Consider the following 16,622-nt stretch of genomic DNA (forward strand, 5'->3'; position numbering starts at 1 on the left):
ATGCCACTTGCCAACCCATGTGCGACTCGAACCTTCAGAACGCTCGGATGAGTTCCAAAATTCCTTGGGCATTTCTCCAGTGACCACAACCGTCTCCGTTTTACGACCGCCTACGGAGTATCAGGATCACAAGAGGAACACCCAAGTATGGTGTAAGGCGGTCACTTTCGGTTCTCTCCCGACCACCCCCTTTGGGCCGATAGTGACGCCACGACGCCTAAAGCTGAATGTCTGCTTACTCGCCTCATTGCCATTACCTGCCTGACAGGTTGCGGCCCCAATCTGGTCATTGGTTTCCCCCACAGCGAGTGTCCGGGCTCTGTCCGATCGGGCTGCCCGTTCGAGACCATTAGCTTCACCGGAAGCAGCCAGCTAGGTGCTAAATTTCGTGTCCGGGCGTAATCTGGGATCTGTAAGCCTCCATGAGATCCGGGTAATGCCGCTGGCGGATCCGAAGCGGGATGTCGGAGGGTGGGCTATTCCCTCCGGGAACGCGCCCAGCCCTGTCGGTTCAGCGAAAAACTGACACCCCAACTTGCATGAAAGTGCCAGAATACGACAATCCTGCCGCGATCCCGCCTGCTAACCACACTTTTCCGTGTTGGCGCTCTAGCGATGTTGCTTCCTGTCGGCTATTTTCCGCCGCGAGGCAGTACGCGCTGCCTTGGGGCTTGGAAACCCCTCGGTGCGATAGGTGCTGGTCGATTCAGCACCAAACTCTCTGACCTTTGGGTCGGGGAGCCTGTGGCGTATGTCCAGGTTCCTCGGAACTAAAGGCCACAGGGCTGTCACCGACAGTTTCCAACTCCCCGATCAGTCGGAGGTAATAGTGAGTTCGCGGGGGCGCACCGCGAGAAACTCACCTTTCCGGGGAGCGGCCGATGCAACATCGGAAGATTGCGTCAACATCCAGATTTCCGACAGCGCCCGACAGGTCTGCAGGAAGTTCCGTCAAACAAGCGCCTCATCCAGCCGACATACATGTCGGCCGACAGATCACGGCAATCCGCATCCATTCCGACTTCTCGCAGCAGCGGCTCGCCGAAAAGATTGGCATCACCTATCAGCAGCTCCAGAAATACGAAAGCGGCAGGAACCGCGTGAGCGCCTCTATGCTCTATGAGATAGGCGCCGCGCTGGGTGTTCCCGCAGGCCGGTTCTTCGAAGGCCTGCCCGGCAACGTGACCGCAGTGGGCGAGACCCCGCAGATACTCGCTGATGAGCGCATCGTCTTCATCGCCAGTTCCCAGGGGCGCCGGCTTACGGAAGGCCTGATGCGGCTCAGTCCGGACGTGCGCTCCCGTCTATCTTCGCTGATCACGGCGCTGGCCAAGGACATGTCACAAGCCGATGGGGCGCGTTCGAGATGACCCGGGAACTCGTCGCTCCCTTCACGACGTTCAAGACCGGCAGCTGCCGGACCCTGTCGCGCGAGAGCAAATCCTGGGGTCGTGTACGGGCTGAGCAGGTTCAACGAACCGGCCTCAAGACAGAGGAGACGTCCCTCACCTCGCGGGATCATCTCGTTCTCCTCAATCTGAAGGGGAGTTCCGAGCGGGGTGATTATTCGCTGGACGGCAAGCCGGCCGGCTTCGCCCGGCGAAAACCCGGGTCGATCCTGTTCGTTCCTGCGGGGTGTCACTGGAAGGGTTGGGAAGCCGGTGCGGCCTCGGCCGCATACCTGTCGATCACAATAGATCCAGCCAAAGTGTCGGAACTGCTCGGTCGGGACAGCGTACGCAGGCATCCGACACTACGTCCGGATCTGGGTTTTGAGGATCCGGCGGTGATGCACGCGGTGCGGGGGATAGGGGCGGAGATTCATGATCGAAGCCCTCTGAGCACGCTGCTTGTCGAAAGCTATGTGTCTGCTATCTTCATTCAGTTGTTTCGCAAGCAGACAAACTATTCCGTTGTCAACAAGGCCGGTGGCTTGGCGCCAAGAAGCTTCAATCGGGTTATGGAGAAAATCGATCAGGATCTCTCCGTCGATCTGTCCCTTTCACAGCTTGCGGACGTCGCTGGCGTCAGTATTCCGCATTTCTGCAGGGCCTTTAAGCAGATGACCGGCTCCCCTCCATACGCCTTTATCATTGGGCGCCGGATCGACCGGGCAAAAGAACATCTGCGCAGCTCGGACATGTCTATCACTGACATAGCCCTCGATTGCGGCTTCTCGAGTTCGAGCCACTTTGCAAATGGATTTCGTCGCGAGGTCGGCATGTCGCCCGTGGTCTATCGCAGATCATTCTGGCAATAGAGCGGTCGTGAGGCAACTGCATCGAGATGTTGATCGGCTCGAACCCGGACGTTGGCGATCGCCTGGAGACAGCCGCCACCGACATTTCCGACGCTATCCCGCCCGGCGCTCGTCCCTCCCCCCGGCAGTGCGTCGAGCTGTGGCTGTGCCGAGGCATCAACGGGAGGGAGAAGATACATCCGCGTGATCGACAATTGAAGCCACGGGTAAGCGACGTACGAAAAAGCTCGGAGCTAAATCGCTCACCAAACGATAAATGCCGGGCTATTCATACCAGCGCCACCTGCAATTGAGGCAACACCGACGCCGGTCCCGGCGCACCCATTAAGGGAGCCATACGTTTGGGCATCATTTGAAAACCGCGCGGTCATCGAGAGCCAGGTTCACACGCCCGTCAAGGCGATATGGAAAGGTGGTTCCAACCGAAACGGCAAGAGCGATCACTGCCTGCTTACATGGAAAGGGCCTCGCCTTTGAGGCGAGGCCCTTGTCCTTGTGGGAGATCAGTCGCGGTTGGTGTTCGGACGCGACCAGATCAGCTGCATGCCCTCGTCGCCTTCTACCTCGACCAGGGTGGCGTAGATCGGTGCCGGGAAGCTCGGGTCGTCGAGCTTGACCGAGAGGTAGTCGCGTTCAGTTCCCTTGGCCTGCTTCTGCCAGGCGGCGCCCAGTTCAACGGCACCGGAGAAGATACGGAACTGCGGGCCATTGTCGGAGGGGTTTTCGACGCGCTCGAAGCGGGCCTTGACGTTGAGAGCGAGGGTCTTGATCTGGCCGGTGAAGCCGTTCTTGGTGGTGGTGAAAGTGCCGATGTTTGCCATTGTCCTATTCCTTTTCGATGTTTCGGGCCGCGCCCATCGCGACCTCGATGGCTGTCGAAGAGAACGGGAACGATCGGTGCGCATCCCCCCGGGGCCCTCGTTGCGATTGCGCAATGGGGTGGGCTCGCAGGGACCGCAATGAAATGGAGGGCGGCGGAACGGGGGCTTTCTTGTTTCGCGAGGAATGGCGGCGCAGCCGGCAGGGGAAGAAAGTTCCGTACCGCCGTTGCGACAAGCCGAGCGAGGCGAAGCCAATTGCCGGTCAGACATGCCAAATCGAGACCGCGTTGGGCGAGCTCCGTGAGATACGACGACAAAAGGAATGGGCCAGGACGCGGCGAACATGCTGACTGCCACCAGTAACGGTCGAACAATCGGCAGATCGATCCGGGCACAGTTCAAGGCAGAATGATTGCTGCATCGGGCATCCATGTGATCTGGGCCAGCCTCACCGCGTCTCCGGTGACCGGACGCGCGCCCGGAAAGGAGAGAACAGGCGTCTGTCCGAATGTGACGTTCCGCTCCCAAGCTTGCGCGGCTGTTGCCGGGGCTCTGCTCTGGTACCTCGTGATGTGGGCAGACAGGTGGCGCAGGTGCTCCGTCGTCGTGGGCTATCGTCGCGATCAATGGTGACGGTCATGGGCCCGACCGTGCCATTGACCGCCATCAAGGCGAGTGTCGTCGACTGGACGCCGGGCGCCGAGCGTTCGCGCACGCAGGCGCATGGCAGAGGGCGGTCCGCCCTCCGCACCAGCATTGGAGAGGGAAAGCATCAGGCCGCCTCCCGCTCTTTGATTGCTCGAGCCGGCTGAAGGCCGTGCAGATAGGTCACGGCGCGTTGTGCATGTGCCGCCGCCTGAAAGATCGCCCGCCTATCGTCCTTGAGGACCTTCAGCCAGGAGTGGAGGTAGCTCGCGTGATCCGGCCGGGGCTCGAGCTCCGGCACGATGCCGAGATCCGCGCACAGGAAGCAGCTCCCGAGCTCGGCAATGAGTTCTTCGCGGGCCCGTTCAGTGCGATCCGTGTGATAGCGCGAAAGATCGCGTCCGACGCGGTGTGCCGGCGCCGTCCAATGGGTTGCCTCATGGCTGAGAACGGCCACGTATGATTCCGCATCCCGGAAGCTTTCGAAGGGCGGCATCTGGATGTGGTCGCTTGAGCTGGCGTAAAAGGCCTTCGACCCGCCATGCCTGATGGATGCTCCGGTGTTCCCAAAAAAACGATCGGCATGGTCGATCCGTGACACCGGGTCGATGATCCGGTCCGGCCGGTGATAATAGTGATCCGGCAGTCCTTCGATCTGATCGCAATTGAAGACCGTGTAGGTCTTGAGAAACGGGATATCCCGCTCGACTTCGTCGCCGCGAGAGTCGGTTTCGGTCTTCGTGAAGCGGCTGGCATAGACCACGGTCGCACCGGTTTCCCCCTTGCGAACCTGTGCCCCGATCTGCACAGCCTGCCGGTAGGTCATCCAGAGCGGCGCTTCGAACCCTCGGGCGAGGCTTTCCGACCAGAGGAGGAGCACGTTAATGCCCGTGTAGGGCTCGCCGGTATGCCGGAGCGGTCGCGTAATCCGGCCTTCGAGCCCGCTTGCGCTCCATGGTTTCATCCAGGGCCGGACACCCTTTTCGAGATCGGCCACAATCGTCTCGGTGATCCGCGCATAGATATCGATGCGCGGGCTTTTCTCTTTCCTTTTCATTTTCAGACCTCCTGGTTTCAGGACCGCGCCGATCGCGGTCCGTCACGAGGTCCAACAAAGGCGGGGCTCAAGGCCGGAGCGGCACCCGAGCCGAGGCCCCGGTGCGCGCAGCGCGGCGGGGTGGCGAAGGGCCGCAACGAAGAGAAGGACGGCAAAGCCGTTGACGCTGCTGCCGGCTCCGCCTGGACCTTGCTCGGGACGGACCACGGTCGCGACATCCGCGACGCGGAAAGGGCGGCGCTGCGCGCCGCCGTTGAGGAAGAGAAGTTTGATCGGTCAGTGGACCGAGTGACCACCGGTGTAGGGGTCGTATTCGAAGAGGACAACGATCTCGGCGTCTTCGACTTCGTCGGCGGGAAGGACACCGTATTCGCCGTCGGACTTGAACAGGACGATCGGGGTCATGAGGGTCCGGGCGAGGTTCCAGGCGTGTTTCTGGGCGAGGAAAAGATCGTGCTGCATGTTCGGCTCCATCGTTGGAGCGGGCCAATCCCGCTCTTGATGGCTCCGTCAGTGTGCGGCTTAGCGGACGCGATCACCGCGCAGGCTAAAGCCAAGCGGCCGCAGCTTGCTAGCGGACCCTTTACGGGTTGATCGTGGAAGTTCGCGCCGCACAAGGAATGCCATCTCTCAAAAGAGCGGGATTGGGCTGCGTCCGAGATAGAGTTTCGGCCATGTGCGGTCGGTTTGGCCGGGCCGAGGCTGGATGGCCAGGTACGCTCTCCGGTCGCATGATGACAGGCCTAACACAGTGCGGGATACGAAGACTTCTTGTCGGGGAGAGTTCGGAGCGGATATCAGGTCCGCTTCACCGCCTTAATAGCGGACGCGCGGGCCGCTTGCTTGATTGTCATGGCTATCTCGCGGAGGAACGCCGCGCTGACAGAACCGATCGGCTCGGTGGACACGAAATCATAGTCCTTATCCATCTCGACGCGATTGAACTCGTCGAGAATGATCCAGCACGGCGCGGCGAGGCCGATGCGCCGGCACTCGATTTCAGGGACATGCAGCGCAAGCTGGCCGTCGAGCGGCTGCTTTGAGGTAAACGGAAAGAGAAACACAACGTCCGGATTGCCGGGCGTCTTGATGACGATGCAGACAGGGCGGGGCTTCCGGCCGGATTCCTCACCCTTTTCCGCTTCGCGATGCCAGAGATAGTGGAACTCGGCGACGTCGCCCTGCTCAAGCATCTTCTTTGGCAGGTTCGAGGATGGCGTCGATGCCGGACATCAACTCCGCATGGACATCGTCCGGGACATCATGCAGAGAATAGGACTTGGTCGGGCTCGGGTCGCCGCGCATGCGGTGATAATCGCGGGCGGACAGAACAAAAAGCTTCTCCTTACCGTGCTTGGTGAGGACGACCGGTTCGATCATTGCCGCCTCGAGGATTTCGCCCGAGGAGCGGTTCATGTCAGAAAAAGTGTACTGTTTCATCGCAAGGCTCCATCATTTTACGTAAAATAGGTATTTTACGTTGAATTGTCAATTCTGACCTCCGTAGCGTCATAGAAAAGGGCGGAGCCGAAGCTCCGCCCGAGCGGCTCAGCCAAGTGCCGCCATCTGCAGTTCGGCGGCCTTGCGGTCGACGGTCTGACCTGGGTTCTCGACCTGCCTTTGGAAGGGTTTCCACGCTTCGCCGACGACTTCTTCGTATGCGGTCACGACGCCCTCGGCTGCGCAGCGGAGCGCATGGGCCTGAATGCCCATATCGGCCGCGAATTCGCGCTTGCGTTGAGCATTGCTGTCGAAACCGACAGGTCCGTCGAGATCCTCGTCACGCGTATCGTTGGAAGACTTCGCAGTCGCGTCCCGAGCTTCTGAGACCGCGCGGGAGTAGAACTGGCCGGCACCATGAGCGGAGCCGACATAGGAGCCGACGATGCGCTGCAGGTGGATCTGCATGGCCCGGTCACCGAGGCCTTCGTTCAGGGATTCGGCCGTGTCGACGATGATCTTGTGGTGGAGATCGCGGATGCCGTCGCTGTCGATGACGGGAAGGCCGAAACTTTCGGAGATGAGGGAGGCCTGGGCACTGTCGGGGCAGGCGAGCCGGACCATTTCGAGAGAAGCGCCCTTGCGGAGTTGGACGATCTTGCCGGATTGACGGGAGGAACGAGCGTTGCTGGTCATGTGAGATCCTTTCCTTCACTGTTTGACCGAAGGCTCGAGCCGGCCCCTGCCGGCCCTCCCTTCGGGCGCGGGCAAAAGAACCCGGCGGAAAGACGGGGGCTTCAGGGTCCGCGCGGACCAAGACGAGCGAACCTGTCCTGCGGGCCAGCAGGGCTTATCAAGCCCTCGCGCAGTCCCGCGGGGCCGGTTTGGCGAGGATGGGGCGTGCGGCCGCACCGCGGCGCGTCAGCGGCCTTGAAGGCTCCGGCCGCCGGTTTACGACCGCGACCAGAACCGAAGGGAGGCCGGCAGGGGTGGCATACTACCGGCACTCAATGTGAAGGAAATGACCGTGACCCGCCGCACATGCTCCTGCCGTTACAATGCGGTTTGCACATCCGCTTTGGCAGTCGGTCCGTTGCTGATGGTCTTTGCCCTGACGGCTGTGATCGCCCGCTCCTGCCGTGAGAGCTTTCGGCTGAGCGCATCAATTTCACCGCGCCGCTCGAAGCTGAGCTCATCGACATAGGCTCGGAATGTGGCCACATCGCCCCGGGTCCATCGGGATCCCCCGCGCGTCCGCGACCGGGCCTTCGTCCTGGCTGTCGTGGTCATGCGTTCCGCCCTGGCCGAAATCTGCCGTTCGATCCGATCAAGGTGCGCCCTCGTCTGCCGGTGCGCCGATTCCATCCGACGCAGCAGTTTCGCTCGCTTGGCGGCCATCATGATGCGGCCCGTTTCGGCACGACTCGGGGCCATCGTGGGAATTGCGTGGTCCCGGGTCTGTAGTCGGACGGAATGGTAACCGGAGCCATGGACGCAGCCAGGTCTTCGCCGGCGACGGCCCAGTCGAGGATGCCGCCTGTAGCCGGCACAGGTGCCGCGGGCTGGTCGAGTTGTGCCTCGAGAGCGGCAATGATTTCTGCACGCGGATTTGGACCGTTCGTATCGACGATAAGGTGGATGGCAACGAGAAAGGTGCTCATGAAGAGGGTCACACTTTTGGATGGACGAATTCGGGGGCGCGGATCGAGATGAGAACGGCGCGTTTCCACGCGTCGGCGCCGACTAGCCGACCGCTGTGGCGCCTGTGATGGATGACGAGCCGGGGATGGGCGTCCTCGAGCCTGAAGCCGGCGCGCCAGCCAAAGGCTGAGGCGATGAGTTTCCAGTGGACCGGCATCACCGTCCCCATCCGACAAAGCTCGACGGACCTTCGTAGACTTCGTGCCGGTCGGGATCGACGACGAAACCGAAACGGCCGATCTCGTATTCGTCGGAAGGAACGAGGAACCGGCGTTGCTCGGTCTCTCGGTCCCGGTGGCCGCCAAGGGTCGCGATGACCTCCACATGACGGCCGTGGTGCTCGGACCTGATGGCGGAGATCACAATCCAGTCGCCCGCGTGCCGCGCATGAAAGGCACGCCGGTCCTTTTCATGAGACTGGCCGGGCGCGAGCACGGTTGCGAAGATCGCTTCCCAGGCATCGGGCCAGCTGTCTTTCACGGTCTGCTCGGCGCAACGCCGTTCGAAGCTCGTGAAGAGATGCGGAAAGCTTAGCGCGACGATCGCCCATTCAGCGTCTTCCTCATACCAGCCGCCGGGCCGGCGAAGTCGCCGGTCGACCTTCGCATTGCGGTCGGTCGCAAGATGGAAGCCGCCATGGCCAGCAGTCGAATGGCAGACGACACCTTCGGCAAACACCGTCGCGCCCTGCGATGGTCCCCACGGCGTGTTTGCGTGGGAGCGGATTTCGTGCCGTCCGAGCGCCTGCCTCTCACGGATGTGCTCGGCCTGTTCGAGCACCTTGGCGCGGAACGCCTCTTGATCGGCGAGCACACCGCCATGCCCGTAGAAGTCCTTGCGGAGCAGCTCATCGAGCGGGCGGCGTATTCGCCAGGCATGCCCAAGAAAGTACGTTTCGGCGTGACCGGGCAGCATGGCGAAAGCGGTATCGTCGAACTGTGCAACCGGAAACCCTTCGACACTGATGGCGAAACGAACCTTCGGCCCCGGCGTCAAATCTGGCCCTTTTTGATCGGAGGTCATGCCGCCCTCCCCTCGCCGCCATCGGTAGCGGCTTCGTCGGCTGTCACTTCCCGCAGCACGGCATTGGGATAGCCGTGACGCGACAGCCACTCGTCGGCCGCCTGCAGGTTCTGGGCGACATGGACCAGCTCGCCGGCGTCACCGGGACGATCGAGCACGAGGATCGCGCCGGCCGTCGGCCGCTCGACGACCGAGAACTCGAGCCCGCTATCGACCGAGAAGGTCCTGAAGACCCGAAGTACGATGACCGCCTTGCTGCCGAAGTCCCCCTCGTGAAGCGTGAAGCTGGCCGGGATGGTGGTCTGGCCAACGACGGTGGCGGCCTGTTTCTTGACGAGCCGGCCCGTATTGTTGTGGCGCTCCCAGGCTTGGAGCTTGCGGCGGTGCCGCTCGGGTGGGCGCGGCGTGCCGTCGGAATAGCGGATGATCGCACCGAGCGGAGCGGTGTCGGAGATCAGTTGCGCGGACATGGGTGATGTCCTCCTGTTTTCGGGATTGGAAACGAAAGCGCCGCCGGACGATGCCGGCGGCGCGATGTGCGTTCGGAAGGGAGGACGCCGCTATTCGGCGGCTTCGCGGAAACCTTCTGAGACGGCATCCGGGTCGATGTCGCTCTCATCCGGCTCTTCGACGGAGCCATCGACGTCGGTGGCGTCTTCATCCTCGACGATCTCGTTGTGGGCCTTCCAGTCGGCGAGTTCGTTGGTATCTGGCGCGAACAGCGCCGACGCATGCACGAAGCGTTCTTGGCTGAAATGCTCGACAAGCGCCGCGCGGGTGTCGCGGACCTTGTTGCGCGGCAGCACCGAAGTGTCCGCGCATGCGCCTTCGAGGGCCTGCCGGGAGAGGCACAGAAGGAAGTCTTCGGTCCCCATGTTGGGCAGGAAGCTGTCGGCCCCGACGACGGCGCCGGCGATCCGCGAGACAATGCCGCTGTTCGACATGTTGCGGCGGCACGACAGCACCTCGATCAGCACCGAGCGGACCGCGACGCGGAGCGTGTCCTTGTCGAAAGTGAGATTGCCGGCTTCGTCCACGAGCATCGCGGCATGGGGTGCGATCTGGCTGCGGAACGAACCGCTATTGCCCGAGCCGGAATCGACGCGAACGTTCTGACCGGCGAAGGCGATGACGAGCAGCGCCATCAGCGTGTCGTCCTCGATCGGCGCGCGTTGAAGCGCTTCATGCAGCGCATCGGTGCGGAAGTCCCCGATCATGTCCTGCCCCTTCTGGGTGACATCGGGGCGCTGCGCCGGCGCGAGGGCGCGGCCCTCGCCACCCTTGCCTTTCGCCGACATTCCGTTCGCTGTTTGGGGCTCGGGCATCCGGTAGACGACCGACTGCACCTTGCCCTCGCGGTCGAGATACATCGCCGTGCAATCGGACTTCTTCGGCTTGCCGTAGACCCGCTCGGCCTTCTTCGGCAACTCCGGCTGACCCCAATTGTTGGACTCGGTGATCATGCCGTTCTTGGGCAGGTTGTTGGTCATCCACTCCTGCTGGGCGCCGAGGAAAGCCTCAACATCGGTCGTGTAGCGGCTGTCCTCGTCCGCGGGCGCGAAGAGGTCCTCGACCCAGGCGATCCCGTAGGCTTGCGCCAGCTCGTCGTCGAAGCTGGCGTCACGCGCATACATGCGGGTCTTGGAGAGGCCATTGGCGACCGACCACCACGACGTGGTTTCGTTCTTCTTGGACTTGTGGGCCTTCCAGACCTCCTTCTGTTCGGCAATCGAGGCGGCGGCAATGGTCCGGAGCTGCCGCTCATCCGGCATGTCGCCCTTCGCCATCTGGTCGAGCATGGCCGGAAGCACATTGGCCAGCAGCCGGAGCTTCTTGATCTGGCGCACCGAAAGCGACAGCGCCGCCGCGATCCCCTCTTCCGTCCAGCCGAGCGCGACCAGCCGCTCGATCGCGCGCCACTGGTCGACTGGATTGAGCGGTTCGCGGGCGATGTTCTCGACCATGGAACGCATGGCGCCGCCGTCGGCGGCGGGATCGGTGACGATGACTTCGATCTCCTCGAGCTCTGCCGCGATCGCGCCCCTGGTGCGGCGATGGCCGGCTTGGATGATGAAGCCGTTGCCGCCATCGGCTTCGGGAGAAACCACGGGCGGCTGGATGATACCGACGGCCTTGATGGTCGCGGCCAACAGCGCATCGCCCTGCGGCGTGGATTTGGACTTGCGGGCGTCGTCGGGATTGTCCTTGAGCGCGCGCGGGTCGATCTTGATGATATGCATGGGAAGCTCCTGGTTAGGGTTGAGGACCCGGCATGCCGCCGGCTCCCTTTCTCGTCTTCTTCTCGAAGACATCCCCGGGACCGCGGAGCGGGCGGACCGGTGCAACTGCGGCCGAGCGTCCCTGCCCGGCCGGACGAGCGGGGCTCACAAGCCCTGCGAAGGACGACGGGCCGGGATGGCGCAGGCGGCGGTTGAGCATGAGCGTCACCGGACCCGACCGGTCTGCGACCGGTCCCCTCCCGCTCTTTTCATTTCTCAGGCCGCCTCCATGGCTTCCTTCCCCTCCTTCAGGACTTCGTCCGCCAGATCGGCCTCGATGCCATCGAGCTGCCGGCGTTTGTCGGCCAGCTCGTCTTCAAAGCCGAATTCGCCACCCTGGCGGGACTGGTAGGAGGCCAGCCGGCGCTTGGCGTCGTCGAGCCGGAAGCGATACTGCGACCGCTCGTCTTCGAAACCGGCCAGCACATGCTCGATACGCGAGACCGCGCCGAGCGGCGTGACGGTCAGGGCGAGATCGATTTCGGTCTCCGCGCCGGTCCGTGCGAGCGCGACGTCATACTGGAATTCGTCGTTGCCGAAGCGCTGGCCGGAGAAGACGAGATCGAAACCACCGATTGTCGCGAGTGTCGTCTCGTCCTCCTGCCGCAGATGCACGAGGGTCATGACTTCCTTCATCAGCGCGCGGCCGGCGGGCTTGCGATCAGTGAAGGATTGTCCGGCAACGGTCATTGCGAAGGCATTGCCGGTAGTCGGAACCCGTCGTTTGATGTCTTCACCGATCTCCGCAATCCGGCGGGTGTCGTGCTCGATATCGCGTTCGGCGTTGCGGATCTGCCGACGAACGGCGAAGAGATCGTCGCGATGCGCCGCGCGTAAGCGTTCGAGCCGGGCAATGTCGGCTTCAAGTCCCGCCTTCTGCATCAGGCGCTGATCGCCGGAAGCGATCGCTTTGGCCATGGCGAACTGGTTGGCCTGGCCTTCGCCGAGATCCTCCAGCCGGCGAACGGACGTGTCGCCGGACAGCGCCGCGGTAATGAACCGGGCCTTGCGCTCGTTGTTCTGCCACATCTGCGCGTCCATCGAGCCTTCGGTGGCGTAGGCGAAGATGTCGATCTCGTCATGCTGATTGCCCTGCCGCTCGATGCGGCCCTCGCGCTGTTCGATCTGCGAGGGGAGCCAGGGAACGTCGAGGTGATGCAGCGCCTTGAGGCGAAGCTGCGCGTTGACACCAGTGCCCATGGTCTCGGACGACCCGATTAGGAAGCGGACCCTGCCGGCATTGACGTCAGCGAAGAGCCGATGTTTCGCCTCCGCCTTCTTGTAGTCCTGCATGAAGGCGATTTCCGAAGGCGGAACGCCGAGGCGGACGAGCTCGTCGCGAATCCAGCGATAGGCGGAAAAGCCGCGTGATTTCTCGACGCTGATCGTGCCGAGATCGGAGAAGATCATCTGTGCCGCGCCCGGCAGGTCGAAGGGTTTTCCTTCGCGGGTCAGGTAGGTATTGGCAGCCGTCTCGCGCCAGATGCGGAAGCTGTTCTCGATCAGCTTGTTGAGCTTGTTGTCCGATTCATTGTCATTGTCCGGATCGACCAGTCGCAGATCGATTGCCGCATGACGGCCATCGGTGATGACGGACAGGAGGATGTCGTCGCCGGGCTGGGCCGGCCCCTCGCGTTTCTCGATCGCCTTGATGCGGGCCTCGAGCACCTGCTGGTAGAGCTTGAAGTCATCCGTTGGTTTGGCGGTGACGATCTGGCGCCTGCCGGTCGCGAGGGCGGGGATGTTCACATATTGCTTCAGATCGCCCGGCAGCACGACATCGGCGAAGGAGCGGAACATGGCGATCAGCTCGGGCACATTGACGAAGGTCGCAGAGCGCGAGACGGGCTTGTATTTGCCGGAGGGCTGCAATTCGAGTTCGGTCGCCACGTCGCCGAAGGTCGAGGCCCAGGCATCGAACTCGTGCAGGCCCCGTTCTTTCAGCGCCTCCAGTCCGAGGAAGCGCTGGACAGAGAACATCTCGCCGAGCGTGTTGGTGATCGGCGTGCCGGAGGCGAGCACGAGCGCCCGACCGGGGTTTTTCGTCTCGATGAAGCGGGATTTGACATAGAGGTCCCAGGCGCGCTGCGAGCCGTTCGGATCGACGCCCTTGAGCGTCGACATGTTGGTGGCAAAGGAGAGTTTTCTGAACTCCTGCGCCTCGTCGGCGATGATCTGATCGACGCCTATCTCGGAGATGGTCAGGAGGTTGTCCTTGACCGAGCCGAGCGCCTCCAATCGGTCCCGCAATCCTTCCTTCAGCCGCTCCAGCCGCTTGCGCGACACCCGGTCGTCGCTTTCGACCCGGGTGAGCAGCTCCTCATAGAGCGTGAGCTCCTCCTCGATCATCTGCTTTTCGAATTCGGCGGGGACGGCGATAAACTTGAAGGCCGAATGGGTGATGATGATCGCGTCCCAGGCAGCAGTCGCCGCACGCGACAGGAAGCGGTGGCGCTTGTCTTTCGTGAAGTTGGTCTCGTCGGCAACAAGGATCCGTGCTGTCGGATAGAGCGCCAGGAACTCGCGCGCCGCCTGTGCGAGGCAATGGCCGGGCACGACGAGCATGGCTTTGGAGATCAGACCGAGCCGGCGTTGCTCCATGATGCTTGCTGCCATCGTCATCGTCTTGCCGGCGCCGACGGCGTGGGCAAGATAGGTCGAGCCTGATGAAATGATCCGCCAGATGCCACGCTTCTGGTGCCCATAAAGAACAAAGGCGCTGCAAGCGCCCGGTAGCTGAAGATGGTCCCCGTTGAAGGATCGGGGCGCGATATTGTTGAAGCGGTCGTTGTAGACCCGCGCCAGCCGGTCGGTCCGGTCCGGATCGGACCAGATCCAACTCTGGAAGGCGGTCTTGATCTTTGTGAGCTTTTCCTTGGCCGCCTCGGTGTCGACGATATTGAGAACCCGGCGCTCACTGTCGCCGTCCTTCACCGTATCGAAGATCTGCGGTATACGGCTGTTGAGGGCATCGGCGAGCAGTTCGCCGGCGTGTCGCCGCTTGGTGCCCCATTCCGACGTGCCCTCGGCGCGGTAGGCGAGCATGCGGGCATCGAACGTCCAAGAGGCGAGTTCCGGCATGTGACGAATGCGGATGTCGGTCCCCATCGTCTCCTTGACGAAGTCGACGACATCGGAAGCGGGGATCCAGGGGGCGCCAAGACGCGCGGTGATCTCGGACGGGCTGAGATCGGCCGGTTGGACCGCCTCCAGAGCCTCGACATTGCGCTTGTACGCAGGATCGATTTCGGCGGCAGCCTCGGCAATCGCCAGCTTGTCGCGCACGGGGCCTGAGAGATAGGCGTCGGATGTCTGCCATGACCCATCCGCCGGATCGCGGTAGATCGCGCTGCCCAACTCCTCGATGACAGTCTCTCGGTTCTCATGCAGCAGCTCCGCGATATGATCGATGTCGACATGGCCGCGCTCGTTCAGGACGACGGCAAGCGCGTCGGTGGCACTGGTGATCACGGGTGGCGACGGCGGGGCAATAACCCGCTCGGAAAAGATCGGGCCGGGCTTCGCCGTATCCGTGTCGAGATCGTAGGTCTCGATGGAGGCGACCAGCCAGCAGTCCGGATCGTCGAGGAAGGGCTGCAGGTTCGGGCGGCGATGCGTCTCGCGCGTCTCCCCCGTTGCCTCGTTCTCGGTGATCGACACCTTGGTGTGATTGATCGGCCCGAAATCCCGCACGAAGCTCGACCAAGCAATGCGCAGTTTGACTTGAAGGTCGCGCCATGGCTGATCGGTCTCCTGGGCCTTGAGGACCGCGCGCACCGCGTCGCGGACCGGGATCAGCTTCCTGACGATGTTGATCTGTTTCTCCGAAAACCCCTCGCCGGACCGGCCCTTGCGGACGGGAAGCGGAGCAGGCTTGCCGTCGAGCACCTGCATGAGGCCCTTTGATGCGTCGAAGACAAAACTGCCCTCGCGCACATGGGATTCCTTGGGGCTGGCGACGTTCGACAGGGTCGTCCCAAGCTCGAGATCGAAATCGATCTCGGCAGGCTCGCCGTCATAGAGGGCGGTCGGAAGCGATCGGATGGCGGCATCCAGGGCGGCCTCGAGATCGCCGTCACCGGCGAGGCAGGTGTAGGCTTCGCCGAATGGACCGGATGTGATGGCGTGGCGGCCGAGCACATGATCGGGGTGGCTGACGAACCAGCGATTGACCTGGACGGCCTCGCTGTCCTCACTGGCGGCAATGATCTCGGCCAGGTCTAGCCAGCTCGGGTCGCCTTGCGGCTCGCCGGGCTTCCGCTTGCGGAAGAACAGGATGTCGACAACGACGTCCGTGCCAGCATCGGCGCGAAAACTGCCTTCGGGCAGGCGGATCGCGGCGATAAGATCGGCCGACTTGGCGATGTGTTCGCGCGCCGTGGCGTTAGCCTTGTCCATGGTGCCAGACGAGGTGACGAAGGCGGCCAGCGCGCCGGGTTTCAGAAGATCGATCGACCGCGCGATGAAGTAATCATGCAGAAGCAGACCCATCGACCGATAGGCGCGATCGGACCTTACGGTCCTGTCGGAAAACGGCGGGTTGCCGATGGCGAGATCGAAATGCGCCGAAAGTTCGGTGTGCGCGAAATCACCATCGAGGATCCTGGCGACCGGCTGCAGGAGCCGGGCAATCCGCGCGGTCACGGGATCGAGCTCGATGCCAGTGACCAAGGACGCATCGCGGAGTGCCTCCGGCATGAGGACCGGAAAGAGACCCGTCCCGATCCCCGGTTCGACAACACGGCCGCCGCGCCAGCCGAGGCGCTCGAGCCCTTTCCAGATCGCCCGGATGATGAACTCGGGCGTAAAATGGGCATATTGCGTGCAGCGGGCGAGCGAGGCGTAATCGGCCTCGCTCACGGACGCCTGCAGCTCCTCACCCAGCTCATCCCATCCCTTGCGGAACCCCTCCTCTCCGGGCCGGGCGAAGACGGCATTCGCCAATTCGGAGGCGCCGAAGCCGGTGAACCGGATGAGCCGCTTCTGTTCTGCCGCTGTCGCCGGCCGATCCTCGGCCGCGATCGCCGCGGCCAGGGCGATGGCTTCGAGATTGTCGCGGGCGCGGGCCTTCCAGCCCTTGGCCAACGAACGGCTTCCGGAAAGATGGAAATTGCTGCCGCGATCGGGCGCTTCGGCCAGTTGTCGTTTCGCGGGCTGTCGGCTCTTGGACCGCTTGGCCGGTGCTGCCGGCAGCGGAACGTCCTTGTCGGGTTCGATCGCCGGACTTTCGGAAAAGGCTGTGACGCCGAAGCCAAGTCCGGAACTGAGCCCGCTGTGCGAACTGCCGAACATGTCGAGGGTGAATGGATCGTGGTCTGACATAGTGATGTCTCCTGTGAGGCGGGCGCACGAAGCCGCGCCGCCGGGCGAGTCGGCAGCGTCGGAGACGTGCAGAA

The 16,622-nt window shown here is 62.8% G+C and carries 14 protein-coding genes and 1 pseudogene; 3 read left to right on the top strand and 12 right to left on the bottom strand.

The window, feature by feature from the left end; translation table 11 throughout:
- Window positions 1–881: 881 nt before the first annotated feature.
- The 3 genes and pseudogenes from GTW23_RS22270 to GTW23_RS22280 form a co-directional block, all read left to right on the top strand.
- Window positions 882–1,091, top strand: a pseudogene (locus GTW23_RS22270) (helix-turn-helix domain-containing protein); the annotation flags it as partial.
- 21 nt (window positions 1,092–1,112) lie between these two features.
- Window positions 1,113–1,370: a hypothetical protein gene (locus GTW23_RS22275; RefSeq protein ID WP_252917624.1), complete on the top strand. Its 258-nt coding sequence runs from the start codon at window positions 1,113–1,115 to the stop codon at window positions 1,368–1,370.
- A complete protein-coding gene (locus GTW23_RS22280) occupies window positions 1,367–2,260 on the top strand; it encodes a helix-turn-helix domain-containing protein (protein WP_252917541.1) in 894 nt (297 codons plus the stop codon). The genes GTW23_RS22275 and GTW23_RS22280 overlap by 4 nt, the downstream gene beginning before the upstream one ends.
- A 503-nt stretch (window positions 2,261–2,763) precedes the next feature.
- Here the strand turns inward: GTW23_RS22280 and GTW23_RS22285 are convergent.
- The 12 genes from GTW23_RS22285 to GTW23_RS22340 all read right to left on the bottom strand — a co-directional run bounded on the left by GTW23_RS22285 (window position 2,764) and on the right by GTW23_RS22340 (window position 16,548).
- Window positions 2,764–3,081: a DUF736 domain-containing protein gene (locus GTW23_RS22285; protein WP_252917542.1), complete on the bottom strand. Its 318-nt coding sequence runs from the start codon at window positions 3,079–3,081 to the stop codon at window positions 2,764–2,766.
- A gap of 772 nt (window positions 3,082–3,853) precedes the next feature.
- Window positions 3,854–4,783, bottom strand: coding sequence for an ArdC family protein (locus GTW23_RS22290; protein ID WP_252917543.1), 930 nt, complete (start codon window positions 4,781–4,783; stop codon window positions 3,854–3,856).
- A gap of 276 nt (window positions 4,784–5,059) precedes the next feature.
- The gene (locus GTW23_RS22295; protein ID WP_252917544.1) at window positions 5,060–5,245 is read right to left on the bottom strand and encodes a hypothetical protein; all 186 of its coding nucleotides are present in this window, start codon (window positions 5,243–5,245) and stop codon (window positions 5,060–5,062) included.
- A gap of 335 nt (window positions 5,246–5,580) precedes the next feature.
- Window positions 5,581–5,976, bottom strand: coding sequence for a hypothetical protein (locus GTW23_RS22300; protein WP_252917545.1), 396 nt, complete (start codon window positions 5,974–5,976; stop codon window positions 5,581–5,583).
- Window positions 5,969–6,223 carry a type II toxin-antitoxin system prevent-host-death family antitoxin gene (locus tag GTW23_RS22305; protein WP_252917546.1) on the bottom strand — a complete coding sequence of 85 codons (255 nt, stop codon included), beginning with the start codon at window positions 6,221–6,223 and terminating at the stop codon, window positions 5,969–5,971. The genes GTW23_RS22300 and GTW23_RS22305 overlap by 8 nt, the downstream gene beginning before the upstream one ends.
- Window positions 6,224–6,331: 108 nt before the next feature.
- Window positions 6,332–6,919: a hypothetical protein gene (locus tag GTW23_RS22310; protein ID WP_252917547.1), complete on the bottom strand. Its 588-nt coding sequence runs from the start codon at window positions 6,917–6,919 to the stop codon at window positions 6,332–6,334.
- A gap of 701 nt (window positions 6,920–7,620) precedes the next feature.
- Entirely contained in the window at window positions 7,621–7,884 is a 264-nt protein-coding gene (locus tag GTW23_RS22315) for a hypothetical protein (protein WP_252917548.1), read from the bottom strand.
- Between the two features lie 8 nt (window positions 7,885–7,892).
- Window positions 7,893–8,081 carry a hypothetical protein gene (locus GTW23_RS22320; protein ID WP_252917549.1) on the bottom strand — a complete coding sequence of 63 codons (189 nt, stop codon included), beginning with the start codon at window positions 8,079–8,081 and terminating at the stop codon, window positions 7,893–7,895.
- Window positions 8,081–8,947 carry a DUF7007 domain-containing protein gene (locus GTW23_RS22325; protein WP_252917550.1) on the bottom strand — a complete coding sequence of 289 codons (867 nt, stop codon included), beginning with the start codon at window positions 8,945–8,947 and terminating at the stop codon, window positions 8,081–8,083. The genes GTW23_RS22320 and GTW23_RS22325 overlap by 1 nt, the downstream gene beginning before the upstream one ends.
- A complete protein-coding gene (locus GTW23_RS22330; protein ID WP_252917551.1) occupies window positions 8,944–9,417 on the bottom strand; it encodes a hypothetical protein in 474 nt (157 codons plus the stop codon). The genes GTW23_RS22325 and GTW23_RS22330 overlap by 4 nt, the downstream gene beginning before the upstream one ends.
- A 90-nt stretch (window positions 9,418–9,507) precedes the next feature.
- Window positions 9,508–11,187, bottom strand: coding sequence for a ParB/RepB/Spo0J family partition protein (locus tag GTW23_RS22335; protein WP_252917552.1), 1,680 nt, complete (start codon window positions 11,185–11,187; stop codon window positions 9,508–9,510).
- A 255-nt stretch (window positions 11,188–11,442) separates the two neighbouring features.
- Window positions 11,443–16,548: an Eco57I restriction-modification methylase domain-containing protein gene (locus GTW23_RS22340; protein ID WP_252917553.1), complete on the bottom strand. Its 5,106-nt coding sequence runs from the start codon at window positions 16,546–16,548 to the stop codon at window positions 11,443–11,445.
- Between the last annotated feature and the right edge of the window lie 74 nt (window positions 16,549–16,622).

Origin of the sequence: Parahoeflea alexandrii, assembly GCF_024105735.1 — a bacterium.
Lineage (GTDB): Bacteria > Pseudomonadota > Alphaproteobacteria > Rhizobiales > Rhizobiaceae > Hoeflea > Hoeflea alexandrii.

Coding starts and splice junctions, on each gene's coding strand:
- GTW23_RS22285 (WP_252917542.1), bottom strand. CDS start 3,081: ATGGCAAACATCGGCACTTTCACCACCACCAAGAACGGCTTCACCGGC.
- GTW23_RS22275 (WP_252917624.1), top strand. CDS start 1,113: ATGCTCTATGAGATAGGCGCCGCGCTGGGTGTTCCCGCAGGCCGGTTC.
- GTW23_RS22315 (WP_252917548.1), bottom strand. CDS start 7,884: ATGAGCACCTTTCTCGTTGCCATCCACCTTATCGTCGATACGAACGGT.
- GTW23_RS22290 (WP_252917543.1), bottom strand. CDS start 4,783: ATGAAAAGGAAAGAGAAAAGCCCGCGCATCGATATCTATGCGCGGATC.
- GTW23_RS22295 (WP_252917544.1), bottom strand. CDS start 5,245: ATGCAGCACGATCTTTTCCTCGCCCAGAAACACGCCTGGAACCTCGCC.
- GTW23_RS22330 (WP_252917551.1), bottom strand. CDS start 9,417: ATGTCCGCGCAACTGATCTCCGACACCGCTCCGCTCGGTGCGATCATC.
- GTW23_RS22310 (WP_252917547.1), bottom strand. CDS start 6,919: ATGACCAGCAACGCTCGTTCCTCCCGTCAATCCGGCAAGATCGTCCAA.
- GTW23_RS22280 (WP_252917541.1), top strand. CDS start 1,367: ATGACCCGGGAACTCGTCGCTCCCTTCACGACGTTCAAGACCGGCAGC.
- GTW23_RS22340 (WP_252917553.1), bottom strand. CDS start 16,548: ATGTCAGACCACGATCCATTCACCCTCGACATGTTCGGCAGTTCGCAC.
- GTW23_RS22305 (WP_252917546.1), bottom strand. CDS start 6,223: ATGAAACAGTACACTTTTTCTGACATGAACCGCTCCTCGGGCGAAATC.
- GTW23_RS22300 (WP_252917545.1), bottom strand. CDS start 5,976: ATGCTTGAGCAGGGCGACGTCGCCGAGTTCCACTATCTCTGGCATCGC.
- GTW23_RS22335 (WP_252917552.1), bottom strand. CDS start 11,187: ATGCATATCATCAAGATCGACCCGCGCGCGCTCAAGGACAATCCCGAC.
- GTW23_RS22320 (WP_252917549.1), bottom strand. CDS start 8,081: ATGCCGGTCCACTGGAAACTCATCGCCTCAGCCTTTGGCTGGCGCGCC.
- GTW23_RS22325 (WP_252917550.1), bottom strand. CDS start 8,947: ATGACCTCCGATCAAAAAGGGCCAGATTTGACGCCGGGGCCGAAGGTT.